Origin of the sequence: Stenotrophomonas sp. SKA14, assembly GCF_000158575.1 — a bacterium.
Lineage (GTDB): Bacteria > Pseudomonadota > Gammaproteobacteria > Xanthomonadales > Xanthomonadaceae > Stenotrophomonas > Stenotrophomonas forensis.
This window is the reverse complement of record NZ_DS999412.1, coordinates 4,107,864-4,134,278: the sequence shown is the minus strand read 5'-3', so window position 1 is coordinate 4,134,278 and position 26,415 is coordinate 4,107,864. Positions and strand designations below refer to the sequence as shown.

Below are 26,415 nucleotides of genomic sequence, written 5' to 3'. Positions count from 1 at the left end.
GACTCACGTACAGCGCGGATGGAGACCCGCCATCCCGGGGTAAGGCGAGGTACGGCGTGTTGCGTGATACGTACTGCTCGAACCCGTTACTGCAGCCGCTCCAGCGCACTGCGGACCCACGCCGCGGCGCCTTCAAGGCTCTGGAACTCTTCCACCGCGCGTACCTGGCAGCACGGATAGGACGGCGCGACCATGCGCGCCAGCGCGTTGCCCGGGCCCAGCTGCAGGAACACCCGAGCGCCGCGCTCGAAGGCCTGGCGCATCACCTGCGCCCACTCGATGGTCTGTGCCAGCTGCGTCGACAGCGTGTGCACCACTGCGGCACCATCACGCACCGGGCGGGCATCGACGCCGGCCAGCAGGGGCAGCCGCGGCGCATGCACCTGCGCGGCCCGCAGCGCTGCGGCAAACGGTGCTTCCGCACCGGTCAACAGCGGCGTGTGTGCGGGCACATGGACCGGCAGCGGACGGATCTCGGCGCCATGTGCCTGCGCGTCTGCCGCCAGCGCGTGCAGCGACGGCTGTGCACCGCCCACGATGAAGTGGTCATGGCCATTGGTGATGGCGATGAAGGCGCCATGCGTGTCGCACAACCGCTGCGTGGCATCGCGGTCCAGCCCCAGCACTGCCTGGAGCCCAGCACCGCGGGGGCTGGCGGCGTCCATCAGGCGCGCGCGCTGCACGGACAGTGCCAGGCAGGTGGTGGTGTCGAAGCTGCCGGCGATGGTATGCGCGGCGAGCTCGCCGATGCTGTAGCCGGCGATCACCGTCGGCGTCGGCAATACCTCGCGCAGGCCCTGCCAGTGCGCCAGGCTGGCTGCGCACAGCAGGGGCTGCGCCTGCATATTGTCAAAACGGTCGTCGGCTGCCGCAGCGGCGAACACATCGCGGCCCAGCAGTTCACCGGTGGCATCGAGCAGTGGCTGTGCGGCGGCCAGGCCGCGCACGCGATCGAACATCGCCGGATGCTGTGCGCCTTGTCCGGGACAGAGCAGGGCCAGGCTCATGCGGCCTCCTGCTGCAACAGGAACACGCAGCAGGCGAGCAGGTCGGCGCTGCCGCCGGGGCTCAAGCGACGCACGACGAAGGCATCGGCGATCTGTTGCAGGCGCGCCCGCCAATCGAGCGCGAAGGCGCCTCCGTCGGCCAGGAATCGGTGGGCCTGCTGCCGTGCCCAGCGCAGGCCTTCCGCGCCACCGCGATGCAGCAGGTTGAGGTCTTCGGTGCGTGCGACCAGCTGCATCAGCGTATGGCACATCGCGGCCTCGCGTGACAGGCCATTGGCCAGCGCATGGCGCAGGGTGGGCAACGCCACCTCGCGCAGCAGCGGATAACCTGCAGCGGCGTGTTCGCGCACACCGGGCACGTTGTGCCGGGCGCGCGCACGTTGGCCTGGGCTGCCTGCATCCAGCGGGGCATGTGTGAAGTCCCCCGCCCAGCGACGTACCTCCAGGCAGACCTGCTCACCGCTGGTGGCATGGCCCAGGCGAGAACGGCAGGCAGCGGCGGCCGCGACCAGCAGGCCGAGGCTGAAGATCGCGCCACGATGGGTATTGATGCCGGTGGTCGCGCGCAGCATGGCCGCTTCGGCGGCGATGCCACACCGGCGCAGGGCATCGAAGTCCGTCCCGGCTGCACCGAGGTGGGCCACGGCAGCGAAATAGTGGCGCAGCGCGAACAGGCTGCGCAGGAATGTGCCGGCGTCCATGTCGTGATGGCTGCCGCTGTCGAATGGAGTGACCAGCCCGGGCTTGGGCGCCAGCGCCAGTTCCGCGTGCAGGCTGGCGACGGCCAGGCGCCCCAGGCGCGCGCTGTGCATGGCAGATGGCGGCCTGACAGCCTGCTGCGGGACGGCGTTCATGCGGTCACCCCGGCGGGGGCGAACACGGACTCGCGCAGTTCCAGTGCAGCGCCGTCGTGGCGCTTGACCAGCACTTCGCGGCTGCGTCCCGCGTACTCCCGCCAGTTCACGGCGGCATCGCCGGACAGGCACAGTTCGCCATCGACCCGGCGGCCGTGTTCGGTTTCCCAGGCCAGCAGCCGTGCAACCAGGGCATCGGCCTGCGCGGTGCTTTCGATCCGCCACAGCAGATCGATGTCTGAGCGCGCGTGCACATAGTGCAGGCCGGTCAGGTGCTGCCACGCGAAGGCACCGAATACGTGCGCCGCAGTGATGTCCTGCAGCACCTGCAGGGGGCGCTGCCAGTCCTGCGGAACGTTGCCTTCCAGCACCGTCTGAAGTGTCGGTGGCGATGCGGTGCGCAGCACATCGCGTGCCGGCACGCGCAGGGCCAGGCGCAGTTTGCCCTCGGCCGGCGGCAGCGGTACGCCCAGGCGCAGCCGGGGATCGGCATCATCGGCGGCACGCCGGGCGACGATGGCCGGCAGACCCTGCGCGAACCAGTCGGCCAAGCGCGCCTCATGCGCGGCGATGTCCGCCTGCCAGGCCGCGTGTGCCGACAGCCAGACCAGCGTATGCCGGGGCAAGCGCTCAGGCATCGCCCTGGCTCACCGCAGTGGCCACCGCCGCGGCCAGGCAACGTCCGCCACGTTCGGCACCCCGCACGGCGCGGCGGTCGCCATCGGTGGGCGTGCGCAGCGCCTGCAGCAGGTGTGCGGCCAGGTCACCGCTCCAGATCGAATCCACCGCGCCCATCGCCACGTAGTTCTCCACGCCCGGCGCGAATACCGGCGAGGTCTGGCTCAGCGCCTGCAGCTTCTCCAGCGGCTGCTTGGTCACCCGGGCCATCGCGCGCAGGTCCATCACCCGCACCTGGGCGTCGGGCAGGGCATGGATGTGGTCGGCCATCAGCCCGAACGAGAGGAAGCCACCACTGACCGACTCACCGTAGACCAGCGTCACCAGCCGCGCACCCCGTCGGCGGGCCAGATCCAGCGTCTGCGCCAGGTGCGCGAAACAGCCGTTGATGCCGAGCAGTTCGTCGCGGCGTGCCAGGCGCTGGCCGGCGGTGTCGACCAGCATCACGATCGGTCGATGGGGATGTGCGGCGGTGCTGGCCAGCACGGTTTCGGCCAGGGCCAGTGCGTGGTCCACGCCCACTTCGAGCTTGTCGGCGGTGCCGATCACGGCCACGTCGCCGTCGTCGGTGCTGGCGGTTCCGGTCAGGACCGAGTCCTCCACGGCAACGGCGTGGCCACGCGGAAACAGGGCATCGAGCAGCGCGTGCAGGGGCAGGCTCATGGCAGGCTCCGATCAGCGGTGGCGGCGAGGAAGTCGTCGGTGTCCAGCAGCGGCAGCCGCCCGGGTTCGTAGATGCCCAGCAGCGACCAGATCTCAAGACCATCGCGGCATCCGCCCCAGGCCTGCACGCGTGCCTTCAATGCGGCTTGACGTGCCTGCAGGGCGTTCAGTGCGGCATCGGCATCGGTGCTGGCGGTGTCCGCCAGCAGCGCATCGAATGCCGCCTGCGCGAACGCCCCGATGGCATCGGGCACCAGCACCTGGGCCTGGTCGATCAGGTAGCGGTGCTTGCCGCCAGTCACCCGCCAGACCAGCGCGCGGTCGCGGGAATCGAACTCTTCCACGCCGCGAACGGTTTCGATCACCTCCGGCCCGGACAGCGACAGCCGGCCTTCCTCGGACATGATCACCGTGCTGCAGCAACGGGCAACGATGCCCATGCCACCGAACGCGCCGTTGCCACTGCCGATCAGCGCGACCACCGGGACGCCCGCAGCGCGTGCATCCAGGGTGGCGCGCATGATCTCGGAGATGGCAATCAGGCCGGCATTGGCTTCGTGCAGGCGTACGCCGCCGGTATCAAGCAGCAGCAACACCCCATCGGGGCGGGTCGCTGCTGCGCGGCGCAACAGGCCGGTCAGCTTGGCGCCATGCACTTCGCCCACGCCGCCCCCCATGAATTCACCCTGCTGCGCGGCCAGCAGCACGCGCTTGCCGCGAAGCGTGGCTTCGCCGACGACGATGCCATCGTCGAATGCGGCTGGCTGGTCGAGTTGGGCCAAGTGCGGGCTCATCATCCGTCGCGCAGGGCCGAGGAACTCGCGGAACGAACCCGCATCGACCAGCCCGGCAATGCGTTCGCGCGCATCGGCTTCGTAGTAGCTGTGGCGCTGGACGTGGCTCATGGCGTGCCTCCGACCAGCAGGGTTTCCACCGCCTGGTCCAGGCGCAGGCTGACCACCGCCGGGGTGGCGCCGGCGTCGTTGATCGAGATGCGCACATCGCGCAGCGGATGGCGCTGCGCGAAATCGCCGATCACCGCCTCCCATACACGGGCGAAGCCCTGCGCGGCGGTGATGATGCGGACCGTCATCGCGCCCTCCAGCTCTGCCGGCTCCAGCAGGATTTCCAGGTTGCCCGAGGCCAAGACGCCGACCAGCACCGCATCGCGCGCGAACTGCACCGGGGTGCGTCCTTCGAATCGATAGTCGAGGGTTTCCATGCTCAGCCCCTTACCAGTTGCGGAAGCGCTTGGGCGGGTCGTACAGACCGCCGGACCAGCGCACCAGATCCTTCACCGAACGTGCCGCCAGCAGATCGCGGCTGGCATCGCGCACGGAGATGCCCAGGTCTTCCGGGCGGCGGATGACACCACGGTCGCGCAGGTTCTCGACCATCGCGCGATCGCGTCCCAGGCCGACCGCCGTATAGCCGGACACGCCGCGGATCGCTTGTTCGCGTTCTTCCGGCGTGCGGCACAGCAGCAGGTTGGCGATGCCTTCCTCGGTCAGCACGTGGCTGACATCGTCGCCGTAGATCATCACCGGCGGCAGCGGCATGCCGGCGCGCTCGGCCAGTTCCCAGGCATCAAGGCGATCGACGAAGGCCGGCGCCATGTGTTCGCGGAAGGTTTCCACCATCTGCACCACCAGCTTGCGCCCGCGTGGCATTTCGCCGGGACGGGCGGCCTGCTGGCCGGCCTTGATCCAGGCGTCGCTGGCGTGGCGGCGGCCGCGCGCATCCGACCCCATGTTCGGTGCGCCGCCGAAGCCGGCGATGCGGTCGCGCGTGGCCGTGGAGCTGTTGCCCTGGAGGTCGATCTGCAGGGTCGAGCCGATGAACATGTCGCAGGCATACAGGCCGGCGGTCTGCGAGAACGCGCGGTTGGAGCGCATGGAGCCATCGGCGCCGGTGAAGAACACATCGCTTCGTGCGGCGATGTACTTCTCCATGCCCAGTTCGGAGCCGAATGAATGCACCGATTTTACGAAGCCCGATTCGATCGCCGGAATCAACGCCGGGTGCGGATTGAGGGCCCAGTGCTGGCAGATCTTTCCCTTCAGCCCGAGCGATTCGGCATAGGTCGGCAGCAGCAGCTCGATGGCGGCCGTGTCGAAGCCGATGCCATGATTGAGGCGGTTGACGCCGTACTCGGCGTAGATGCCCTTGATCGCCATCATCGCCATCAGCACCTGGATCTCGGAAATCTGTGCCGGGTCGCGGGTGAACAGCGGTTCGATGTGATTCGGGCGCGGCGCCTGCACCACGAAGTTGACCCAGTCAGCGGGAATGTCGACGCGGGGGAGGGTGTCGACGATTTCGTTGACCTGCGCGATCACGATGCCGCCACCGAAGGCGGTGGCCTCGACGATTACCGGGGTGTCTTCGGTGTTCGGGCCGGTGTAGAGATTGCCGTTCCGGTCGGCGGCCTGCGCAGCGACCAGCGCCACGCGCGGAGTGAGGTCGATGAAGTAGCGGCCGAACAGTTCCAGGTAGGTGTGGATGGCGCCGATCTGGATGCGCCCCTCGGCCACCAGGTTGGCCAGCCGCACCGACTGCGGGCCGGAGAAGGAGAAGTCCAGCCTGGAGGCGATGCCGCGTTCGAAAACATCCAGGTGCGAAGGCACTGACAGCACCGACTGCACCATGTGCAGGTCGTGAATCCGCGCCGGGTCGAGGCCGGCAAGTGCCTGGGCGAGGAAGTCGGCCTGCTTCTGGTTGTTGCCCTCCAGGCAGACCTTGTCGCCCGGCTCCAGCAGCGCGTGCAGCAGTTCGCCGATATCGGCGGCCGCGACCTCATGGCCGCGGGCCCAGCGCGAAGCGCGCTCCAGGCGTACCCGGCGGTTGCGTTGCAACGTATCCCAGCTCGGGTTCATCGAAGGGCTTCCGATTGGCGTTGAGATAATTACCACATAATTATGGAGGGGCGTGCAACCCGCAGCGCAGCAAAAAGAAGGGCCCGCGCGCAGGCGGGCCCATTCAGTTTGAAATGGAGAATGACCCGCATCGATCGGGGCAGTGCCGGCCGCTGGCCGGCTCCGCGTCCTCGATGCATCGCTTGGAGCCGGCCAGCGGCCGGCACTACCGTTTCCGGTCGCTCAGAACTTCCAGCGCAGGCTGGCCGCCACGAAGCGCGGTTCGCCGAAGTTGTTGTAGTCCAGGTTGGCCCAGTAGGTCTTGTCCAGCGCGTTGCGCACGCTCAGCGTCGCGGTCCAGTTGTCGCTGATGCGGTAGTTGGCGTTGAACTGCACCAGCGAGTACGCCGGCTGGTTCACCGTCACCGTGCCCCCCAGCGGGTAGGCGATGTTGTAGCCCTGCACCCGGCTCTGCCACTGCAGGCCGCCGCCGATGCTCAGGCGTTCCAGCGCGCCGCGCAGCTGCACCTGGGTGTTGAGCTGCAGCAGGTTCTCGGGCGGGTTGGCGTACAGCAGGTCGGTGGCGGCCCGGGTCACCTTGACGTGGGTGTAGCCGGCGTTGACCGTCCAGCCCGGCAGGATTTCGCCGTTGACGTCCATTTCCCAGCCACGCGCCTTGGTGCCGTTGATACCGATGTAGGCCGAGCTGCCATCGCTCAGCGTGCCTTCCGGCACGCTCATGTCACGCACCGCGTAGTTGTCCTGCTTGGCCTCGAACACCGCGGCATTGGCGGTCAGGCGGCCATCGAACCACTGTGTCTTGATGCCCGCTTCCAGGTTCGAGCCCTGCACCGGCGCCAGCAGGTTCTCGTTGCGGTCCTTGTAGTTCTGCGGGTTGAAGATCTCGGTGTAGCTGGCATACGCCGAAACGTTCGGGGTGATCTCGTAGACCAGGCCCACGTACGGGGTGACCTCGTCGCTCACCTTGTATGCGCCGCTGGTGCCGGTATAGGCCCCGGCCGCGTTGTACGAGCGGCTGAGGGTCTGCCAGCGGCTCAGGCGTGCACCGGCAATCAGCGACAGCGGATCGGCCAGGCGCAGTCGGGTGGCCAGGTAGATGCCACTCTGCGTGGTCTTGGCCACGCGGCGCGCGCCGGTGCGGCTGTAGGTCACTTCGGAAATGTCGCCGTTCCAGTTGAACACATTGGGGATGTAGTAGCAGCGCTCACGGCCGCAGGTCGCCCAGTCGCCCGGGAAGTTCAGCGCCACGGTATTGGTGGTGCCTTCCAGGTCCGACCACTGTGCCCCCACAGTCAGGTCATGGTCGCGGCCGAACAGCGGGAAGGTGCCGGTCAGGTAGGCATCGACGTTGCGGCGCGTATCCTTGGAATCGCCAGCGGCAGCGCGCAGGTAGATGCCCGCGCCGGAGTTCGGGTCGGGGTAGCCGGTGCCATACAGGCGCACGTTCTGCACGTTGCCACGGGTGTAGGCGGTGTTGATCTTCAGCAGCCAGTCCTCGCCGAAGCGCTGTTCCAGATTGGCAAAGGCGGTATTGCTCTCGCGCTTCCAGTAGCTCCACTTCGGCGACAGGTTGGTCGAGCGCGCGAGATGGGCGAAGTTGCCCTGGCTGTCGAAGAACGCGACGGTGCCCCAGGTCGAGCCGGTCGGATTGTTGTCCTGGCTCTGGTAACCCAGGGTGAGGGTGGTGCTGTCGGTGACATCGCCTTCCAGCACCGCCATGCCCGCCATCTTGGTCTCGTCGTAGCGGTCGTAGTACAGCCCGCGATCGGTGTAGGCGGCGACTACCCGGCTGCGGAAGCGGCCATCATCGGTGAGCGGCGCGGTCACGTCGGCCTGCATGCGGCGGTAGTCCCAGCTGCCGGCACTGACCGAGAACGATGCATCGAACTCCTTGCCCGGACGCTTGCGCAGCAGGTTGACCGTGGCCGATGGCACCCCCGCACCGCTGAGCAGGCCGTTGGCACCGCGGATCACTTCGATGCGGTCGTAGAAGGCGGTGTCGTATTCCTGGTTGGTGGAACCGCTGTAGGTGGGAATGCCGTCGACCTGGAAATCAGTGATGGCAAAGCCACGTGCGTAGTACAGCGGGCGCTGGGTGTCATAGAAGGACACGCTGACGCCGGGCACGGTACGCATCACGTCGTTGATGCTGAACAGCGATTCGTCCTGCAGGCGCTGCAGGCTGATCGCGGTGGCCGACTGCGGGGTTTCCTGCAGGGTGATCGGCAGGCGAGTCGAGCTGGACGGCGGTGCGGACTGTTCGGCGCGGACGCTCACCCGGTCCAGGGTCTTGGCGTCGGCAGCGCCATCGGCGGCCGCGAATGCGCTGGGTGCGAACAGCAGGGCGAACGACGAAAGCAGGGCAGCGGGCAGCAGCGCGCGGCGGGGCAGGCGGTCATGCGGGTTCGGGGACATGGTGGGCTCGAAGCGTGGAGGTGGGGAAGGGCGGCAACAGTCGTCCAGCACCCGGGGCGGCGGCTTCGGGCACGTCAGGTCCATCTGGGAGAGGCGCGATCACTGCGCAGTGCGCAAATGTAAATAATTCTTAACAACATTACAATTCTCATCATGGCGCAGGGTCATTCGGGCGCGTGGCAGCGGGCAGGTCCCATCCGCGCAAACGCGAACGGCCACCCGAAGGTGGCCGTCCGTCCGTGTACTACAGGGGATGCTGTGGGCTTACAGCGCCTGCAGTTCCTCGTTGGCGTTACGCTTTTCCTTGGCCGGCGCCGGAACCGTGGCCGGAACCGGAACTGCTGCCGGTGCCGGCGCTGCGGCATTGGCATCCACCGGCACCTCCAGGTACGGCAGGTGCAGGGCCTGGCTGGTCAGCGTGCGGATCTCGTTGGTCAGCGCGGCGCTGTCGTTGAGCTTGCGCCCGTACGACGGCACGATCTCGCGCAGGCGCGCTTCCCAACCGGCCTTCATCTGCTCCGGGAAGGCCTTGGCCATCAGATCCAGCATGATCGGCGGCGAGGTCGAGGCACCCGGCGAGGCACCGAGCAGGGCGGCGAGGGTGTGGTCCTTGTCGGTCACGATCTCGGTACCGAACTGCAGCACCGGGCCCTTCAGCGGGTCGCGCTTGATGATCTGCACGCGCTGGCCGGCGGTGACCAGCTTCCAGTCGCCCGGCTTGGCATTGGGGAAGTACTTGACCAGCTCGGCCTGGCGGTCGGCATCGTTCAACCGCGCCTGGCCCATCAGGTACTGCACCAGGTCCAGGTTGTCCTTGCCCACTTCCAGCATCGGGCCGACGTTGTTATGGGTGACCGAGGAATACAGGTCCCACCACGAGCCGTGCTTGAGGAACTTGGTGCTGTACAGCGCGAACGGCCCGAACAGCACCACCGGCTTGCCGTCCAGCTTGCGCGCATCCAGGTGCGGCACCGACATCGGCGGCGAACCGGTTTCGGCCATGCCGTAGGCCTTCACGCCATGGCGCGAGGTCACGTCCTGGCCCTGGAAGGCGAGGAACTGGCCACCGACCGGGAAGCCGGCGTAGTCCTTCGATTCCGGGATGCCCGACATCTGCAGCAGCTTCAGCGCGGCGCCACCGGCACCGATGAACACGAAGCGGGCGTGGGTGGTGGTCTCGGTGCCGGCCTTGAGGTCCTTCACCGTCACGTTCCAGCTCTTGTCGGCGTTCTGCCGCAGCGCGCTCACTTCGTGGTTCAGGTGCAGGCTGAAGTTCGGGCTGCGCTGCAGGCCGGTGGTCAGCTGGCGGGTGATCACGCCGAAGTTGACGTCGGTGCCGAGCGGCATCCAGGTCGCGGCCACCTTCTGCTTCGGGTCACGGCCTTCCATCAGCAGCGGTGCCCATTGCTGGATCTGCTTGGGATCTTCGGAGTACTGCATGCCGTAGAACAGCGGGTTCTTCACCAAAGCCTGCTGGCGCTTGTGCAGGTAGGCGATGTTGTCATCGCCCCAGACGAAGCTCATGTGCGGGGTCGGGTTGATGAAGTCGCTGGGCTGGCTCAGCCGGCCTTCCTTCACCTGGTGCGACCAGAACTGGCGCGAGACCTCGAACGACTCGGCGATGCCGACCGCACGCTTGGTCTCGATGCTGCCATCGGGCAGTTCCGGGGTGTAGTTCAGTTCGGCGAACGCCGAATGGCCGGTGCCGGCGTTGTTCCAGCCATCGGAGCTTTCACCGGCAACGCCGTCGAGGCGTTCGTAGACCTGGATGTTCCAGTCCGGCTGCAGTTCCTGCAGATAGGTGGCCAGGGTGATGCTCATGATGCCGGCGCCGACCAGCACAACGTCGACGGGCTTGTCATTGCTGGCGGCGGGCACCGAGCGCTGGGTCAGCGGCCAGTACAGGAACAGCGCGGCGGCCAGCAACAGCAGCACGAGCAGGGCGAGCAGGGCCTTGCCAAATTTCTTCATGGGGGCGGGATCGTTGGCGGAGGGGAGGAGTTCAGGATGCGCATGGGGCAGGGAAAGGGCGTGAAGAAACAACGCCTTGCGGCATCCTGGAGACGATTCTAACCGGAACCGGTCCGGTTTTTGTGCAATGCATCATCCTGTTGGCGTGCGCGCTGCGGTACGATTGCCCACTGATTCGCAACGACTACTGGCCATGGAGTGGCCGCGCAACGATGTCACGGATGCTGATCGTGGTTGGTGACGCCCTGCAGACGGGTGGTTCGGTACTGACAGGTTCCCCGCACACCGATATCGAAGGCCGCGCCGTGGCACGCGTCGGCGATCGGGTGATGTGCGCCCGGCACGGGCCCGGCTCGATCGTGACCGGTGACAGCACCCTGGTCATCGACGGCCAGCCGGTCGCCCGCGACGGCGACAAGGCCAGCTGCGGCTGCGCGCTGATGGCGGGCAAGCAGCAGCGGGCGCATGTCGTCGCCGGTGGTGGGGGTGGTGGTGGGCAGGCCACGCTGGGTGCGCTGGCCAAGGTAGCGGGCATCGTGGCGCCGCTGCTGAAGACGATGCCGTTGCAGACGCCGCCGTTCGCACCGCCCGGCACGTCCGCGCCGGAAGAGCCGGTGGCACCGCAGTGCTGGGTGGACGATCACGATACCCGGATCGATCGCGATGTGGATGGACGCTATTACGAGGCGTACGACGTCAACGGTGACAAGCACGATTACGCCTTCCCGGTCAGCTACCGCATCGAAATCCCGCTGCATGCGCAGGGCGAGGTGGTGGTGTCGATCAAGGTGCAGCCGATGCCACAGGCCGGGGTCACCGCGGCCGAAGTGACCGCGACGCGGGCACGCATGGAGCAGGGAATCGATCAGTTCTGGAATGGCCGCTTCACCCTGGACATACACGACCCGCAGTGCGGTACCCGCAGTTTCCCGCTCCGCTACGAAGTGCGCTGGGTGCAGGGCGGCAGCGACTACAAACTGATCATCCACCGCAGCTACGACCGCGAGCAGGTCGAGTTTCCGGATATCGACGTCTCGGTATCAACAACGCCGTGGACCTTCGCCCACGAGTTCGCCCATACGCTGGGCGTGCCGGACGAGTATTCCTACAATGATCCGGACGAGGAAACCGTGCGCTACCTCCAGCCCGACGGTACCCTCGATCCGGAAGTGCTGGTTGCCGTTCCTGATTCGCGCGCGCTGTCCGACCCGGCAGCCACCATCATGAATTCGGTCGACTGCGCCGTGACCCTGCCGCGACATGCCTGGAACATCGCGCGCGAGATACGCGAGCTGCTGAGCCGCCAGATCGGCCGGGAGATAACATGCACCGTCAAGTGATTTCACTGATCGCCACTTTTGCCGCCGCCACCGCGCTGCCGGCCCACAGCAAGGAGCTGCCTCCCGTGATCGAACTTCATGCGCGCTGCGTGGACGATGCCCAGTGCCGTTTCCGTGGGCAGACGCTCAATGTCGAGCTGGAGCTGCGCAACAGCGGCAGTGAGCCGGTGTCATTGCCGCTGGAGTACATCCGCAGTCGTGGTCCTTCGGTGAAGCTGAAGGACAACCACTCCGGGAGGACGACCGCCCTGCGCAGTGGCATGGCCGCCGCTGCGCTGCGGGATCAGATGCAGGAGCTGCGTGCGGGCCAGTCCCTGCGCATTGGTTTTCCGATCAAGCCGCAGGAACTGACCCGGTTCGCGTTGCGCCCAATGGATGTGACCCTGCAGCTTTCGGTGAACCTGACGCCCGGTGCAGGCAGTACCGAAGCGCAGGTGGTGCAGGCGCAGCTGCGCGTGCTTGACGCAGACTGATCGCCGCGCCCAGCAATGCGGCGTCGGGTCAATGCAGCCCGATCATCCGGCCGTGCCCTGATTCAGCGCAGTTCCAGGATCTCGTCACCGGCCTCATCGAGCTCACCGGTGGGGCGCCAGCCCAAGCGGCGGTAGAAGCCATGCGAGCGTGAGCGCGGATCGGCCGAGCAGGCCAGGAACAAGCGTTGGTGGCCGGCATCGCGGGTCAGGCTGACCACTTCCTGCAGCAGCTGGCGGCCGATGCCACGGCCCTCGTAGTCCGGCAGCAGCGCCAGCACCAGCACCTCGCCGCTGGCGCGGTCGGCGAAGCAGTAGCCCACGATGCGCTCGCCTTCCCAGGCGACGCGGCCGATCGAATCGCCGTGGGCGATGCCGGACGCCCAGCTTTCCGCGGTGATGCCCAGCTCAGCCAGCTGCGCGACACTGAAGGCGTTCTCGCGGGTGCGCCCGCGCAGGTCGATGCAGGCGGCGGCATCGTCGGGGCGGGCATCGCGCACGGAGAGGGGCATGCGGGGCATCCTTGCAATGAACGGCCCGCCAGTATCCGCATCGCGCATGGACCCGGTGTGGAGGGCGCGTGGAGATTGCATGGAGCGCCGATCAGCGCTTGCGCCGGATCAGCGCCGAGGAGGCGTCCAGCACCGCGCGGGTCAGCAATGCCATGGTCTGCACATCGCCCTTCCAGTGCTGCCAGTACAGAGGCACGTCTTCCCACGCGCGCTGGCGCACGTAGACCAGGCGGCCGGCATCCAGGTGCCGCTTGACCAGCGGCAGGGGGTTCATGGTCCAGCCCATGCCGCCCAGGTTGGCCTGCACGAAGGCGCGGGTGGAGGGAATCCACCAGGTCGGCGCCGTGCTGGGCAGATCGTCGCCGGCCATGCGCCGGGCAAAGCGCGACTGCATGTCGTCCTTGCGGTTGAACACCAGTACCGGTGCCTGCGCCAGCGCCTGAGCGGTCACGCCCTTGGCGAAGTGGCGCTCGCGGAACTCCGGGGTGCAGGTCGCGGCGTAGCGGATGCTGCCCAGTGCGTGGATCTGGCAGCCCTGCACCGGCTCGTCCAGGGTGGTCACCGCGCCCAGCACGGTGCCCTGGCGCAGCAGTTCCACGGTGTGGTCCTGGTCTTCCACGCGCAGGTCCAGGGTGGTGCCGGTGCTCTGCGCGAACTGCGAGGCGGCCTGCGGGAACCAGGTCTCCAGGCTGTCGTGGTTCACCGCCACCGGAATGCTGGCCTGGGGCAGGTCCTCGTCGGCCAGGCCCATCCGGTGCAGCGCGTCGTGTTCGAGCAGGGCGGTCTGCTCGGCCAGCTGCACCAGCACCTGGCCCTCGGCGGTGGCGGTGGCCGGGGTGCCGCGCTTGACCAGCAGGCGGCCGACCCGGTCCTCCAGCGCCTTGACCCGCTGCGAGATGGCCGAAGGGGTGACGTTCAGCGACTGTGCGGCGCGGTCGAAGCTGCCTTCGCGGATCACCGCGGCCAGGGCGCGCAGCTGGGCATGGTCGATACGCATCGAATTAAGTTCCGCTAATGTTGGTTTAGGAAGTTTAGCTCGTCTTTTTCATGTTGCGGCGCGACAATGGCGCCCGTTCCGGTGCTGTCCGCCTTCGCGAGGCACCGTCCCCCTCAAGCAACACAAGGCAGTCAATCCCATGTTCTCGGTCATCTCCGCCAGCACCGGCCTCGGTGCCTGGTTCTCTGGTGCAGCTACCGGCATCGGCCTGTTCGCCGTGGTCGGGGCCCAGAGCGCCTTCATTCTGCGCCAGGGCATCCTGCGCAAGCACATCGTGCCGGTGGTTGCCACCTGCGCGGCCATCGATGCCATCTTCATCTTTGCCAGCGTGGCCGGCCTGCGCACGCTCACCTCGGCGCTGCCGTGGCTGACCACCGCCGTGCTGTGGACCGGTGTGGCGTTCCTGGCCTGGTATGCGATGAAGTCGGCGCGCCGTGCGATTGCCGGTGGCGGCGGCATGGGCGAGGCTGACAGCGATGACGGCAGCCGCCGTGCCGTACTGATGGCCGCGGTCGGTTTCTCGCTGATCAACCCGCATTTCTGGCTGGACATGATGGTGATCGGCTCGATTGCCGAGAACTTCGGCAATGCCCGCATGGCGTTCGCCGCCGGCGTGGTCACCGCCAGCTGCCTTTGGCTGACCGCGCAGGGCCTGGGCGCGCGCCTGCTGGCGCCGCTGTTCACCAAGCCCGGTACCTGGCGCGTGCTGGACGGCACCATCGCCGTGATCCTCAGCATCCTGGCCCTCATGTTGGCGGTGCGCGGGGTCCACTGACCCGGCGCACGCCCCCCGAACCCACGTCCTGACTCTCTCTCCAAGGTAGTGGTAGCGACGGCACCGGCAACGGTGCCGTCGTTTTTTTTGCCCCTGTGGCATCCGCCGCATGTACGTGCCTAGAATCGCGTATCCGGACAGGCTGTCCGGTTTTCCATGGGGGGAAGGATGCGCAGGATTGTGCTGGCTTTGGTGCTGGGGGCTTTGTCAGGCGGGGCAGCGGCGGCGGCGCTGGATCTGGATCGTTTTCTGCGGCAGGAATCGTTCACCGACATCAAGATTTCGCCGGGCGGAGAGTACGTTGCCGCCACGGTACCGCTGGAAGCCGGGACGGCACTGGCGATCTATCGCATTGCCGACATGAAGATGGTCGGCAGCTTCCGTCCGCCGCGCAACGACCACGCCCACACTTTCGACTGGGTCAGCAACGAGCGGTTGCTGGTGGGCATGGCGCAGAAACTCGGGCTGCTGGACCGGCCCACGCCGACCGGCGAGCTGTTCGGCATCAATGCCAACGGCAAGGGCGGCGAACTGCTGGTGGGGTACCGGGTTGCCGACCAGAGCCTGGGTACCAACATCAAGGTCAAGCCGGCGGGCATGGTCGCTGCGTACCTCAGCGACGAACTGAAGGACGACGACCGCAACGTGCTGGTCACCGTGGTTCCCTTTGTCGGCAACACGCATGCGCAGATCGAGCGCATGGATGTGATGACCGGTCGCCGCAACGCGGTGGCGCGCGCGCCGGTTGCCGATGCGCACTTCACCACCGATGAGCAGGGCGAGGTGCGTTTCGCGCGCGCTGCCGTCACCGATGGAACGCAGAAGCTCTACTACAGGGCGGGCAGCAACAGCGAGTGGGTCCTGCTTAACGACGAGGCCCTGAGCAAGCGCACCGAAGTCCCCCTCGGTTTTTCGGCCGACGGTCGCCTGGCCTATCTGCAGGTCGAGCAGGTGGAAGGGCCCGACGCGATTGTCAGCTGGGACCCGCAGAGCAATGAGCGGCGCACCGTGCTGTGCGATGAAACCGCCGATCCGGCACGCATCATCCGTCGCCCCGGCAGCCGTGTGCCGGTGGGGGCGCTGTTCCTTGGCGGCGCGCCGCGAACGGCGTTCTTCGATGACGCGTCGGACGAAGCGCGCCTCTACCGCAGCCTTGAAGCGGGCCTGGGAGGCCCGGTCTACATCACCTCCAGCACGCGTGATGGCAGGACCGTGCTGGTGGAGAGCTGGTCAGGCCGCAATCCGGGCGACTTCTATCTGTATGACACGGTGGGCAAGAGCGCCCGGCACCTGATCAGCCGCAGCGACTGGGTCGACCCGGCGCTGACCGCCGAGGTCCACCCGATCAGCGTCAAGGCGCGCGATGGTCGCCCGCTGCACGGCTTCCTGACGATCCCGCATGGGCTCGAGGCGCGTGCACTGCCGATGGTGGTACTGCCGCACGGTGGGCCGATCGGTGTTTCCGACCATGGCGCCTACGAGGCCGAGACCCAGATGCTGGCAGCGGCTGGCTACGCGGTGCTGCAGGTCAATTTCCGCGGTTCTTCCGGCTATGGCCGGGCGCACATGCAGGCAGCGCGCAAGCAATGGGGGCTGTCGATGCAGGATGACGTCACCGATGCCACGCGCTGGGCCATCGAGCAGGGCGTGGCGGACAAGGACCGCATCTGCATCTACGGCGCCAGCTACGGCGCCTATGCGGCGATGATGGGCGCGGTGCGCGAGCCGGGTCTCTACCAGTGTGCGGCCGGTTATGTCGGCATCTACGACTTGCCGCTGATGTATGCCCGCGGCGATATCCAGAGCGATGAATCAGGCCTGGCGTACCTGCGCAACTGGCTGGGGTCGCCCAATGAGCTGGCCGAGCGCTCGCCGGTGAACCTGGCCGGGCAGGTGCGGGTGCCGGTGTTCCTGGCCGCAGGCGGCCAGGACCAGCGCGCACCGATCGTGCACAGCGAGCGCATGGAGGCGGCGTTGAAGAAGGCCGGCTCGCCGGTGGAGAGCCTGTACGTCAAGAACGAAGGGCATGGCTTCTACAACCTGGCCAACCAGCGCACCTACTACAGCCGGCTGCTGGCCTTCCTGTCGCGCAGCCTGGGCGGGGCCACCGCCGGCGAAGCGGCACAGACCGGCGGCGGCAAGGCACCGTAACTGCATCGGCGCGCGCGGGACGCGCGCTTCGACATGCCGGGCAGCCAGGCTGCCCGGTCACAAGGGGACACCATGAAGCATGCATTGCTGCTCGCCGTCCTGCTGTTGCTGTGTGGTGCCGGCCATGCGCACACAACCGACATCGCGCTGGACGACTACCTGCGGCGCGCCGAGTTCAACGACATCCAGCTGTCGCCCACCGGCGAGTACCTGGCCATGACCCTGCCGCTGGAAGGGGCAACGGCGGTGGCCGTCCTGCGCACCAGCACGATGGAACTGGTCGGCAACTTCCGGCCGCCGCGCAACAACCACGCCAACAGCGTCGATTGGGTGAGCGACCGTCGCCTGCTGATCGGGCTGGCCGAGAAGTGGGGCGCGCTGGATGCGCCGCGCTCCACAGGCGAGCTCTACGCGATGGATGCCGACGGCAAGCGCGGGGATCTTCTGGTCGGCTACCGCGCGCGGCCGGATGAGCCTGGCCTGGTCAGCGGTCGCGTGGTCGAGCCGGTGGCGGCGTTCCTGGCCGATCCGCTGGCTGGTGACGAGCGCAACGTGCTGATCTCGCTGTGGCCGTTCGCCAACGACACCAGCGCACGGCTTGAGCGGATGGATGTCATCACCGGCCGCCGCGTGCTGGTCTCGCGGTCGCCGGTGCAGCGGGCAACGTTCACCACCGACAACGCCGGCGTCCTGCGCTTTGCCCGCGGCGCTGCCGCGGACAACATCAACAAGCTCTACTACCGGCAGGACGATGGGCGCTGGACCCTGCTCAACGACGAGGGCAGCAGCCACCGCATCGAACGCCCCATCGGTTTTTCCGCCGACAACCAGCTGGCCTACCTCATCGTCGAACAGGCCACCGGCCCGGATGCGGTAGTCAGCTGGAATCCACAGACCGACGAGCGGCAAACCCTGCTACGCGACGCGGTGGTCGACCCGGCCTCCATCATCTACCAGCCGGGCAGCCGTGTGCCGGTCGGCGTGCAGTTCGTGGGAGCGACCGCGCGCAGCGCGTTCTTCGACGAGCAGTCGTCCACCGCGCGGATCCAGCGCATGCTGGAAAAGGCCTTCCCCGGGCAGCGGGTCAGCCTGCTGTCGGCCACCCGTGACAACGCGCGTATCCTGGTCAAGGTCAGTTCGGGCGGCAATCCCGGCGACTGGTTCATGTTCAATACCGCCACCCGGGAAGCGGCGTTCGTGACCGCGCGCCAGCGCTGGTTCGACCGCGACGGAGCTGCCAGCGTGCGTCCGATCGCCCTCACTGCGCGCGATGGCCTGCCGTTGCACGGCTTCCTGACCGTACCCAAGGGCAGTGACGGCCGCCGCCTGCCGATGGTCGTGATGCCGCACGGCGGGCCCATCGGCGAGTTCGATGATGGTGGCTTCGAGCGTGACAACCAGCTGCTGGCCGCAGCCGGCTATGCGGTGCTGCAGGTCAATTTCCGCGGCTCGGGCAACTATGGTCGTGCCCACACGCAGGCTGCGGCGAAGCAATGGGGCCAGGCCATGCAGGATGACGTGACCGACGCCACGCGCTGGGCCATTGCCGAAGGCATCGCCGACCCGCAGCGCATCTGCATCTATGGCGCCAGCTACGGCGCGTACTCGGCCATGATGGGCGCCGTGCGTGAGCCGGCGTTGTACCGGTGCGCTGCGGGCTATGTGGGCGTGTATGACCTGCCGCTGATGTTCAAGCGCGGTGATATCCAGGACCGCGCTTCGGGCGTGAACTACCTGAATGAATGGCTCGGCGATCCCGCGGCGTTGGCAGCGGTCTCGCCGGTGAATCTGGCGGCCCGGATCACGGTGCCGGTGCTGCTGGCGGCCGGGCGCGAAGACGCGCGTGCGCCGGTGCAGCACACGCAGCGGATGGAAGCGGCCCTGAAGCAGGCCGGGGTGCCGGTGGAAGCGGTGTACTACCCGCGCGAAGGGCATGGCTTCTACGGCGAAGCCAGCCAGCGCGATTACTACACGCGCCTGCTGGCGTTCCTGTCGAAGCACTTGGGCGGGGCGAACGCCCAGGTTGCAGCATCGGTGGAAAAGGCCACGGCGCCCTGAGTGGGCGCCGCTGCACCGGGCCTACTTCACCCCGTGCATCATCCGCTTCAACAACGGCGCAGCGATGAAGGCGAGCACGGCGCAGCCCAGGCCAATCCACATCAGCAGCCAGAACAGGTGCGCATAGGCACCGGCGGCAGCCACCATGTCGAGTGATTCGCCTTCCGGCACATCGATGGCGGCGAGCTTGCCGAACAGTGCGGCCAGCGTTTCCGAGAATGCAGTGGCCAGGAACCAGGTGCCCATCATCAGGCTCATCACCCGTGGCACCGCCAGCTGGGTCACTGCGGAAAGGCCGACCGGCGACAGGCACATCTCGCCGCTGGCCAGCAGGAAGTAGGCCAGCACCAGCCACCAGACGCTGGCCATCTCACCGGTGGCGCCGACCTGCTGCGCTGCCAGCGCCAGCGGCACGAACGACAGCGCACCGATCACCAGGCCCCATGCCGACTTCACCGGCTTGCCCGGCTCCCAGCCGCGGCGGTCCATCCACGTCCACAACGCGGCGAAGGCCGGTGCCAGCAGTACCAGGAACAGGCCGCCGAGGTAGGTCAGCGAACCGGCGGTCTGCGGAATCACCAGGCAGTCGCGCACCAGCAGCACCAGCATCAGTGCCACGATGCCGATGAAGAACGCACGCGGTGCGGCCGAACCGGGGCGCCGCTCGGACAGGCGCGCGCTGACCACGAAGCCCAACGGTGCCAGCAACAGCGAGATGATCGACCACGGCAACGGAGTGCCGCCGGTGATCACCAGCGAGGGCACGATGTCCTTGGTCAGCAGGCGGTCGGTGAAGGTCACCCACGAGCCATACGACTGCTCGTACATCGTGAAGAACACCAGCGCCATGAAGATCAGCACCATCAGCGCGATCATCTGCTGGCGCTGTACCGGCGTGCACTTCGTGCCGGTGAACCACGCGAACCAGACCAGCACGCCGCCCAGCACCACCAGCATCAGCATCAATGCCAGGCTGATTTCACCACCCAGCGCGAAGGCACCGTTGCCGGCGGCCCACATCAGCCACGCCACCGGCAGCACGCCGAGCACCGCGCACAGATAGATGAGCCATTCGCGGGGCAGGCCCAGCACCTTCTGCCTCAGCGCGGCCGGCTGCGGCGGTTCGGCATGGCCCTGCAGGTATTTCTGGCCCCACAGGAACATCGCCAGGCCGGCCAGCATGCCGATGCCGGCCGCGCCGAAGCCGTACTTCCACCCGTAGGCCTCACCGAGGAAGCCGCATACCAGCGAGGAGAACAGCGCGCCCAGGTTGATGCCGGCGTAAAACAGCGAGAAGCCCGAGTCACGGCGCGGATCGTCCTTGGCGTAGAGCTTGCCGACGATGGTGGAGATGTTCGGCTTCAGGAAGCCCACGCCCATGATGATCAGCGCCAGCGACAGGTAGGTCACCGCCAGCGCCGAGGTGTCGCGCACCACTTCGCCGTTCACCCGGTACGCGGCATGGCCCTCGAAGGCCATGCCCAGATGGCCGAGCACCAGCAGGATGCCGCCGAACAGCACCGCCCGGCGCATGCCCAGCCAGCGGTCGGCCAGCATGCCGCCGAACACCGGGATGCAGTACACCAGCCCGCCGTAGGCGCCGAGCAGGTCCAGCCCGGCCTTGTCGCCGAACAGGTGGTACTTGGTCAGGTAGAGCAGCAGCAGCGCCTTCATGCCATAGAAGGAGAAGCGCTCCCACATCTCGGTGAAGAAGCAGACGTAGACGCCCTTGGGATGGCCCAGGAAGTCGTCGGAGGCGGTAGCGGCAACGGTCATCGACGGCGGGAACAGCGGAAAGGGCGCGATTATAGAAGGGGATGAAGGGGAGCACCGCGCTTATGCCAAATACGACTTAATCCCCTCCGTCCCCTTTTTGCCGTGGATGCCGCCGGGCTTTGCCGGATCGGCCGGTTGACCTTGCTGTACTGGCCGGGCAGGCCGCCGGGCCTGGGCCGGCGGTGACCAACCGCACTGGACGTGACGCCCCCTGAACGCTAGCGTGATCGGGATTTTTTGCCAGCAGGGGCTTCCATGAACCACGACGCTGCGCCCAAGCAGCTCACCTTCCGCGCAGTGGCCCTGGCCATTGTGCTGGCGGTGGTGCTGTCGGCCGCAAACGCCTACCTCGGTCTGTTCGCAGGCCTGACCATCGCCACCGCCATTCCCGCCGCGGTGATTTCCATGGGCGTGCTGCGCCTGCTGGGCGGTGGCTCCATCCTCGAGAACAACATCGTGCAGACCGGTGCTTCGGCCGGTTCGTCGATCGCCGCCGGTGTGATCTTCACCATCCCCGCGCTGGTGATCATGGGCTACTGGCCCGACTTCAAGTACTGGTGGGTGCTGGGCATCGCCGGCCTGGGTGGCCTGCTGGGCGTGCTGTTCTCGGTGCCGCTGCGCCGTTCGATGATCGTCGAAGACCCGCTGCCCTTCCCGGAAGGCAAGGCCGCCGCCGAAGTGCTCAAGGCCGGTGAGAACCCGGGCCCGGGCCTGAAGATCCTCGGCCTGTCGGCGGTGATCGGTGCCTTTGTCAAGCTGGCCGCCGAAAGCGGCATGCGCCTGATTCCCGATGCGTGGGCCACCTCGGCCTACGTCGGCAGCTCCAAGGTCACTGCCTTCATCGGCACCAACCTGTCGCCGGCGCTGCTGGGCGTGGGCTACATCGTCGGCCTCAACGTCGGCATCGTGGTGGTGTCCGGTTCGATCCTGACCTGGCACATCGCTATCCCGATCTACCAGGCGTTCTTCATGAACACCGATCCGGCGCTGGCCGCGTCGGTTGCTGCAGCTTCGTCCACCGAGGCGGCGTTCGCCATCTGGGGCGCGAAGATGCGTTACCTGGGCGTCGGCGCGATGCTGATCGGTGGCATCTGGACCCTGATCTCGCTGCGCAAGTCGCTGCTCAATGGCGTCAAGAGCGGCTTTGCCGCCGCGCGCAAGAGCGGTGGCCCGGTGCTGGCGCACACCGAGCGCGACCTGCCGATGAAGTGGATGCTGGTGGCCCTGGTGGTCTTCGTGCTGCCGCTGCTGGCCCTGTACCAGGCCATCGTCGGCCAGTGGCATGTGTCGATCCCGATGACTCTCATCATGATCGTCGCCGGCTTCCTGTTCGTCTCGGTCTCGGCCTACCTGGCCGGCCTGATCGGCTCGTCCAACAACCCGGTCTCGGGCATCACCATTTCCACCATCCTGTTCGCCTCGGCGGTGCTGGTGCTGCTGCTGGGCAAGGATGGACTGCAGCCGGTGGGTGCCTTCGGTGCGCCGCTGGGTGCAGTGGCCGCCATCATGATCGGCGCGGTGGTGTGCTGTGCCGCGGCGGTCGGCGGTGACAACCTGCAGGACCTCAAGGCCGGCTACATCGTCGGCGCCACCCCGTGGAAGCAGCAGCTGATGCTGGGCATCGGTGCGTTCTCGTGCGCGCTGATCATGGCCCCGGTGCTGAACCTGCTGGCCACCGCCTACGGCATCGGCGTGAAGTCCGAGCTGCACCCGAACGCACTGGCCGCGCCGCAGGCCAACCTGATGGCCTCGGTGGCCAAGGGTCTGTTCGGTGGTGAGCTGCCGTGGACCTTCATCGGCATCGGTGCCGTGGTCGGCGCCGCGATCATCGCCTTCGACAGCTGGCTGAAGTCTCGCAATGCACGTTTCCGCGTGCCGGTGCTGGCTGCCGCCATCGGTATCTACCTGCCGCTGGAACTGATGGTGCCGATCTTCCTCGGTGGCCTGATTGCCCACCTGGTCGAGCGCTTCCACAAGGTGCGCGCCGATGACGAAGAAGGCCGCGACCGCGTGCACAAGCCGGGCGTGCTGTTCGCTGCCGGCCTGATCACCGGCGAAGCGCTGATGGGCATCGCCATCGCCGTGCCGATCGTGGTCAGCAGCCGCGCCGACGTGCTGGCCGTGCCGTTCCACCTGCCGGGCGCACAGTGGATCGGCCTGGCCGTGCTGTTCGTGGTCGGCTGGCTGATCTACCGCACCGGCAAGCGCGCCGTGGCGTAAGGGGTGGGTCGGATCCCTTCCGGCAGGGAAGGGCTCTGACCCCAGGTTTGATGGGTAGTGCCGGCCGCTGGCCGGCAACCCCGGAACCCATGAAGGCCCATGAGTGCCGGCCAGCGGCCGGCACTACCGCAAACCCCGCTTCGGCGCGGGTTTGCCCGTTCTGGCGGCTGCTCGATCACAGCCATGACCGATGGCCTTGGCAGCCCCGGCCGCACGGGCCTACCATCGGTTTTTTGCCGTCCTGCGGAGACCCCGATGAAACTGCGTCATGCCCTGCTGCCACTGAGCCTGCTGGCCGCCCTGCCCAGCGTTGCCGCTGCCCGTGGCCTGGAAGTCCGCGACATGGTGGCCATGGACCGCGTTTCCGCGCCGGTACTGACCGCTGACGGCGGCACCGTGGTGTTCGCCAAGCGCAGCGTGGATGCCAACCTGAAGGCCTCCACCGCGCTGTTCGCGCGGAACCTGCTCACCCGTGATGCGGCGCCGCCGAAGCAGATCACCCCGGCCGGCTGGAACGTCAATTCCGCGTCGCTGTCGGCCGATGGCCAGACCGTGTACTTCCTCAGCGGCAAGAGCGGCAGCCAGCAGCTGTATGCACAGCCGCTCAGCGGCGGCACGCCGCGCCAGCTGACCGACTTCGCCGTCGACGTGGACAGCTACCACGTGTCGCCGCAGGACGACCGCGTGCTGTTCAGCGCCGGCGTGTTCCAGGCGTGCGCCTCGGACCTGGCCTGCACCGAGAAGAAGCTCAAGGACAACAAGGACGCCAAGGCCAGCGGCAAGGTCTTCGATTCGCTGTTCGTGCGCCACTGGGATACCTGGAATGACGGCCGCCGCAACACCCTGTTCGTGGCACCGCTGCCGGCGGCCAAGGCCGGCCCGGTCAAGGGCGCGTCGGCGCTGAGCGCGACCATCGACGGTGATGCACCGTCCAAGCCGTTCGGCGGCAATGATGACTTCGCGTGGTCGCCGGATGGCGCCAGCGTAGTGGCCAGCATCCGCGTGGCCGGCAAGCAGGAGCCGTGGTCGACCAACTTCGACCTGTACCGCTTCGACGCTGCCGGCAAGCAGGCGCCGGTCAACCTGACCGCCGCCAACCCGGCCTGGGATGCCGGCCCGGTGTTCAGCGCCGACGGCAAGACCCTGTTCTACCGCGCGATGAAGCGCCCGGGCTTCGAGGCCGACCGCTTCGGCCTGATGGCGATGGACCTGGCCAGCGGCAAGACCCGCGAGATCGCCCCGCAGTGGGATCGCTCGGCCGGTGGCATCACCCTGTCCGCCGACGGCGCCAGCATCTACACCACCGCCGATGACCTGGGCGAACACCCGCTGTTCCAGATCGACGTGGCCAGCGGCAAGGCCACCAAGCTGATCGGCGACGGCAGCGTGACCGCGGTCGACGTGGCCGGCAACAGCGTGGCGATCACCCGCAACAGCCTGAAGAGCAACGACCAGGTGCTGGTCGGCCTGCTGCCGGCCGCTGGCCAGCCGATCGGCGAGCTGCGCGCGCTGACACCGGCCGCTGGCGACGTGCTGAAGGACGTGTCCTTCGGCGACTACGAGCAGTTCGAGTTCAAGGGCTGGAACAACGACACCGTGCACGGCTACGTGGTCAAGCCGCACAACTACCAGGAAGGCAAGTCCTACCCGGTCGCGTTCCTGATCCACGGCGGCCCGCAGGGCAGCTTCGGCAACGGCTGGAGCTACCGCTGGAACCCGCAGACGTACGCCGGCCAGGGCTACGCGGTGGTGATGATCGACTTCCACGGTTCCACCGGTTACGGCCAGGCCTTCACCGATGCGATCAGCCAGCACTGGGGCGACCGCCCGCTGGAAGACCTGCAGAAGGGCTGGGACGCGGCGCTGAAGAAGTATTCCTTCCTCAACGGCGACAAGGCCTGTGCGCTGGGCGCCAGCTATGGCGGCTTCATGGTCAACTGGATCGCCGGCAACTGGAACAGCCCGTTCAAGTGCCTGGTCAACCATGACGGCGTGTTCGACCAGCGCATGATGGGTTACGCCACCGAGGAACTGTGGTTCACCGAGTGGGAGCAGGGCGGTACCCCGTACCAGAAGGCCGCGAATTACGAGAAGTTCAACCCGGTCAACCACGTGGCGGACTGGAAGAAGCCGATCCTGGTCATCCACGGCCAGCAGGACTTCCGCATTCCGGTCGAGCAGGGCCTGGCTGCCTTCACCGCCGCCCAGCGCCAGGGCATCGAATCGAAGTTCCTGTACTTCCCGGACGAGAACCACTGGGTGCTGAAGCCGAACAACAGCATCCTGTGGCATGACACCGTAAATGCCTGGCTGAAGCAGCACATCGGCCAATAAGCGCCTTCGGCGCCGCCCTTCGGGGCGGCGCTCTGCTTTCTGGTAGTGCCGGCCGCTGGCCGGCAACCCCATTCTGCTTTCCACCCCTGCCAGATTGCCGGCCAGCGGCCGGCACTACCCAGAGCGCCTGCATGCCCTCGACCGCCCTGATCCAGAACGACATCGTCGTCTTCGGTTTGATCGCCGCCACCCTCGGCGCCGTGTTCTGGACCGCCTCGCGCGAGCAGGGGCTGTGGAAGCGCTTCTACACCTTCGTGCCGGCGCTGCTGCTGTGCTATCTGCTTCCCGGCATCTACAACACCGTCGGCTTGATCGACGGCCAGAACACCAAACTCTACAACCCGGTCGCGCGCGACATCCTGCTGCCGGCGGCGCTGATCCTGCTGACCCTGGCGGTGGACATCAAGGGCATCCTGCGGCTGGGCCCGAAGCTGGTGCTGATGTACCTGGGCGCTTCTGCCAGCATCATGCTCGGCGCGGTGGTGGCCTTCCTGCTGATGCGCGCGATCCATCCCGACACCGTGGCCGGCGATACCTGGGCCGGCATGGCCGCGCTGGCCGGCAGCTGGATCGGTGGCGGCGCCAACATGCTGGCGATGCGCGAAGTGTTCGACGTCAACGCCACCACCTTCGGCCAGTTCGCCGTGGTCGATGTCGGCGTCGGTTACGTGTGGATGGCGGCGCTGATCTTCCTGGCCGGCCGCGCGGCAAAGATCGATGCACGCAGTGGCGCCGATACCTCGGCCATCGACGAGCTGAAGGAGCGCATCGCGCGCTTCCAGGCTGAGCACGAGCGCATTCCCAGCCTCACCGACCTGATGCTGATCGTGGCGGTGGCCTTCGGTGGCGTCGGCCTGGCGCATGCGATCGGTGCGCCCTTGGCCGCATGGTTCAAGGCGAACGTCAGCTGGGCCGCGCAGTTCAGCCTCGACGCGCCGTTCGTGTGGGTGGTGGTGCTGTCGACCACGCTGGGCCTGGGGCTCAGTTTCACCCGTGCGCGCACCCTGGAAGGCGCGGGCGCTTCGCGGCTGGGCTCGCTGCTGCTGTACTTCCTGATCGCCTGCATCGGCATGCAGATGGATCTGCTGGCGCTGCTGGACCGCCCGTGGCTGTTCCTGCTCGGCCTGATCTGGATCGCCGTGCACATCGTGCTGCTGTGGTGCCTGGGCAAGCTGCTGAAGGTACCGTTCTTCTACTTCGCCATCGGTTCGCAGTCGAACATCGGTGGCCCGGCCTCGGCACCGGTGGTGGCCGCGGCGTTCCATCCGGCCCTGGCGCCGGTCGGCGTGCTGCTGGGTACGATGGGCTACGCCACCGG

20 protein-coding genes are annotated in these 26,415 nt (G+C 67.4%); 8 read left to right on the top strand and 12 right to left on the bottom strand.

Annotated features, from left to right (window positions below):
• Nucleotides 1–86 precede the first annotated feature (86 nt).
• The 9 genes from mdcH to mqo form a co-directional block, all read right to left on the bottom strand.
• Entirely contained in the window at nt 87–1,007 is a 921-nt protein-coding gene (gene mdcH, locus SSKA14_RS18725) for a malonate decarboxylase subunit epsilon (protein WP_008266604.1), read from the bottom strand.
• Nucleotides 1,004–1,861, bottom strand: a complete 858-nt coding sequence (gene mdcB / locus SSKA14_RS18720) for a triphosphoribosyl-dephospho-CoA synthase MdcB (protein ID WP_040008534.1) — start codon at nt 1,859–1,861, stop codon at nt 1,004–1,006. The genes mdcH and mdcB overlap by 4 nt, the downstream gene beginning before the upstream one ends.
• Entirely contained in the window at nt 1,858–2,499 is a 642-nt protein-coding gene (gene mdcG, locus SSKA14_RS18715) for a malonate decarboxylase holo-[acyl-carrier-protein] synthase (RefSeq protein ID WP_008266455.1), read from the bottom strand. The genes mdcB and mdcG overlap by 4 nt, the downstream gene beginning before the upstream one ends.
• Nucleotides 2,492–3,196 carry a biotin-independent malonate decarboxylase subunit gamma gene (gene mdcE / locus SSKA14_RS18710; protein ID WP_040009825.1) on the bottom strand — a complete coding sequence of 235 codons (705 nt, stop codon included), beginning with the start codon at nt 3,194–3,196 and terminating at the stop codon, nt 2,492–2,494. The genes mdcG and mdcE overlap by 8 nt, the downstream gene beginning before the upstream one ends.
• Nucleotides 3,197–3,198: 2 nt before the next feature.
• Nucleotides 3,199–4,107 (bottom strand): biotin-independent malonate decarboxylase subunit beta, encoded by a 909-nt coding sequence (locus tag SSKA14_RS18705; protein ID WP_008264771.1) that lies wholly within the window; start codon nt 4,105–4,107, stop codon nt 3,199–3,201.
• On the bottom strand, nt 4,104–4,424 hold the full coding sequence (mdcC, locus tag SSKA14_RS18700) for a malonate decarboxylase acyl carrier protein (RefSeq protein WP_008265116.1): 321 nt from the start codon (nt 4,422–4,424) through the stop codon (nt 4,104–4,106). Before mdcC ends, SSKA14_RS18705 begins: the two co-directional genes overlap by 4 nt.
• 10 nt (nt 4,425–4,434) lie before the next feature.
• Nucleotides 4,435–6,078, bottom strand: coding sequence for a malonate decarboxylase subunit alpha (mdcA, locus tag SSKA14_RS18695; RefSeq protein WP_008265721.1), 1,644 nt, complete (start codon nt 6,076–6,078; stop codon nt 4,435–4,437).
• A gap of 222 nt (nt 6,079–6,300) precedes the next feature.
• Entirely contained in the window at nt 6,301–8,493 is a 2,193-nt protein-coding gene (locus tag SSKA14_RS18690; protein ID WP_008266238.1) for a TonB-dependent siderophore receptor, read from the bottom strand.
• Between the two features lie 264 nt (nt 8,494–8,757).
• On the bottom strand, nt 8,758–10,464 hold the full coding sequence (gene mqo / locus SSKA14_RS18685; protein ID WP_008267808.1) for a malate dehydrogenase (quinone): 1,707 nt from the start codon (nt 10,462–10,464) through the stop codon (nt 8,758–8,760).
• A 212-nt stretch (nt 10,465–10,676) separates the two neighbouring features.
• Here mqo and SSKA14_RS23575 point away from each other — a divergent pair, with 212 nt between their 5' ends.
• Together SSKA14_RS23575 and SSKA14_RS18675 are read left to right on the top strand one after the other, a co-directional pair.
• Entirely contained in the window at nt 10,677–11,804 is a 1,128-nt protein-coding gene (locus tag SSKA14_RS23575) for a PAAR domain-containing protein (protein WP_083797405.1), read from the top strand.
• On the top strand, nt 11,789–12,277 hold the full coding sequence (locus SSKA14_RS18675) for a hypothetical protein (RefSeq protein WP_157635965.1): 489 nt from the start codon (nt 11,789–11,791) through the stop codon (nt 12,275–12,277). Before SSKA14_RS23575 ends, SSKA14_RS18675 begins: the two co-directional genes overlap by 16 nt.
• Before the next feature lie 62 nt (nt 12,278–12,339).
• On the opposite strand, the gene SSKA14_RS18670 is transcribed toward SSKA14_RS18675, so the two are convergent.
• Both SSKA14_RS18670 and SSKA14_RS18665 read right to left on the bottom strand, forming a co-directional pair.
• Complete coding sequence (locus SSKA14_RS18670; protein ID WP_040008531.1) at nt 12,340–12,786, bottom strand: GNAT family N-acetyltransferase; 447 nt, start codon at nt 12,784–12,786, stop codon at nt 12,340–12,342.
• A 91-nt stretch (nt 12,787–12,877) separates the two neighbouring features.
• Nucleotides 12,878–13,783: a LysR family transcriptional regulator ArgP gene (locus tag SSKA14_RS18665; RefSeq protein WP_008267669.1), complete on the bottom strand. Its 906-nt coding sequence runs from the start codon at nt 13,781–13,783 to the stop codon at nt 12,878–12,880.
• A gap of 139 nt (nt 13,784–13,922) precedes the next feature.
• On the opposite strand from SSKA14_RS18665, the gene SSKA14_RS18660 reads away from it, so the two are divergent.
• From SSKA14_RS18660 to SSKA14_RS18650, 3 genes are all read left to right on the top strand, one after another.
• A complete protein-coding gene (locus tag SSKA14_RS18660) occupies nt 13,923–14,558 on the top strand; it encodes a LysE family transporter (protein ID WP_008267441.1) in 636 nt (211 codons plus the stop codon).
• 168 nt (nt 14,559–14,726) lie between these two features.
• Nucleotides 14,727–16,709 carry a S9 family peptidase gene (locus SSKA14_RS18655; protein WP_008268307.1) on the top strand — a complete coding sequence of 661 codons (1,983 nt, stop codon included), beginning with the start codon at nt 14,727–14,729 and terminating at the stop codon, nt 16,707–16,709.
• Nucleotides 16,710–16,781: 72 nt separating this feature from the next.
• Nucleotides 16,782–18,767, top strand: a complete 1,986-nt coding sequence (locus SSKA14_RS18650; RefSeq protein WP_008265134.1) for a prolyl oligopeptidase family serine peptidase — start codon at nt 16,782–16,784, stop codon at nt 18,765–18,767.
• A 21-nt stretch (nt 18,768–18,788) separates the two neighbouring features.
• Here SSKA14_RS18650 and SSKA14_RS18645 read toward each other — a convergent pair whose 3' ends face one another.
• Complete coding sequence (locus SSKA14_RS18645; RefSeq protein ID WP_008266061.1) at nt 18,789–20,543, bottom strand: oligopeptide:H+ symporter; 1,755 nt, start codon at nt 20,541–20,543, stop codon at nt 18,789–18,791.
• A 255-nt stretch (nt 20,544–20,798) separates the two neighbouring features.
• On the opposite strand from SSKA14_RS18645, the gene SSKA14_RS18640 reads away from it, so the two are divergent.
• The 3 genes from SSKA14_RS18640 to SSKA14_RS18630 form a co-directional block, all read left to right on the top strand.
• Nucleotides 20,799–22,763 (top strand): oligopeptide transporter, OPT family, encoded by a 1,965-nt coding sequence (locus SSKA14_RS18640; protein WP_040008529.1) that lies wholly within the window; start codon nt 20,799–20,801, stop codon nt 22,761–22,763.
• Between the two features lie 255 nt (nt 22,764–23,018).
• Nucleotides 23,019–25,097: a S9 family peptidase gene (locus SSKA14_RS18635; protein ID WP_040008528.1), complete on the top strand. Its 2,079-nt coding sequence runs from the start codon at nt 23,019–23,021 to the stop codon at nt 25,095–25,097.
• 131 nt (nt 25,098–25,228) lie between these two features.
• The coding region (locus SSKA14_RS18630; RefSeq protein ID WP_040009822.1) for a DUF819 family protein at nt 25,229–26,415 on the top strand (1,187 nt) is incomplete at its 3' end.

What these genes read in the sequence shown, in the direction of transcription:
- SSKA14_RS18670 (WP_040008531.1), bottom strand. Translation starts at nt 12,786, where the DNA reads ATGCCCCTCTCCGTGCGCGATGCCCGCCCCGACGATGCCGCCGCCTGC.
- mdcC (WP_008265116.1), bottom strand. Translation starts at nt 4,424, where the DNA reads ATGGAAACCCTCGACTATCGATTCGAAGGACGCACCCCGGTGCAGTTC.
- SSKA14_RS18660 (WP_008267441.1), top strand. Translation starts at nt 13,923, where the DNA reads ATGTTCTCGGTCATCTCCGCCAGCACCGGCCTCGGTGCCTGGTTCTCT.
- SSKA14_RS18655 (WP_008268307.1), top strand. Translation starts at nt 14,727, where the DNA reads ATGCGCAGGATTGTGCTGGCTTTGGTGCTGGGGGCTTTGTCAGGCGGG.
- SSKA14_RS18635 (WP_040008528.1), top strand. Translation starts at nt 23,019, where the DNA reads ATGAAACTGCGTCATGCCCTGCTGCCACTGAGCCTGCTGGCCGCCCTG.
- SSKA14_RS18705 (WP_008264771.1), bottom strand. Translation starts at nt 4,107, where the DNA reads ATGAGCCACGTCCAGCGCCACAGCTACTACGAAGCCGATGCGCGCGAA.
- SSKA14_RS23575 (WP_083797405.1), top strand. Translation starts at nt 10,677, where the DNA reads ATGTCACGGATGCTGATCGTGGTTGGTGACGCCCTGCAGACGGGTGGT.
- mqo (WP_008267808.1), bottom strand. Translation starts at nt 10,464, where the DNA reads ATGAAGAAATTTGGCAAGGCCCTGCTCGCCCTGCTCGTGCTGCTGTTG.
- SSKA14_RS18645 (WP_008266061.1), bottom strand. Translation starts at nt 20,543, where the DNA reads ATGACCGTTGCCGCTACCGCCTCCGACGACTTCCTGGGCCATCCCAAG.
- SSKA14_RS18640 (WP_040008529.1), top strand. Translation starts at nt 20,799, where the DNA reads ATGAACCACGACGCTGCGCCCAAGCAGCTCACCTTCCGCGCAGTGGCC.
- mdcB (WP_040008534.1), bottom strand. Translation starts at nt 1,861, where the DNA reads ATGAACGCCGTCCCGCAGCAGGCTGTCAGGCCGCCATCTGCCATGCAC.
- mdcG (WP_008266455.1), bottom strand. Translation starts at nt 2,499, where the DNA reads ATGCCTGAGCGCTTGCCCCGGCATACGCTGGTCTGGCTGTCGGCACAC.
- SSKA14_RS18690 (WP_008266238.1), bottom strand. Translation starts at nt 8,493, where the DNA reads ATGTCCCCGAACCCGCATGACCGCCTGCCCCGCCGCGCGCTGCTGCCC.
- SSKA14_RS18650 (WP_008265134.1), top strand. Translation starts at nt 16,782, where the DNA reads ATGAAGCATGCATTGCTGCTCGCCGTCCTGCTGTTGCTGTGTGGTGCC.
- SSKA14_RS18665 (WP_008267669.1), bottom strand. Translation starts at nt 13,783, where the DNA reads ATGCGTATCGACCATGCCCAGCTGCGCGCCCTGGCCGCGGTGATCCGC.
- SSKA14_RS18675 (WP_157635965.1), top strand. Translation starts at nt 11,789, where the DNA reads ATGCACCGTCAAGTGATTTCACTGATCGCCACTTTTGCCGCCGCCACC.
- mdcH (WP_008266604.1), bottom strand. Translation starts at nt 1,007, where the DNA reads ATGAGCCTGGCCCTGCTCTGTCCCGGACAAGGCGCACAGCATCCGGCG.
- mdcA (WP_008265721.1), bottom strand. Translation starts at nt 6,078, where the DNA reads ATGAACCCGAGCTGGGATACGTTGCAACGCAACCGCCGGGTACGCCTG.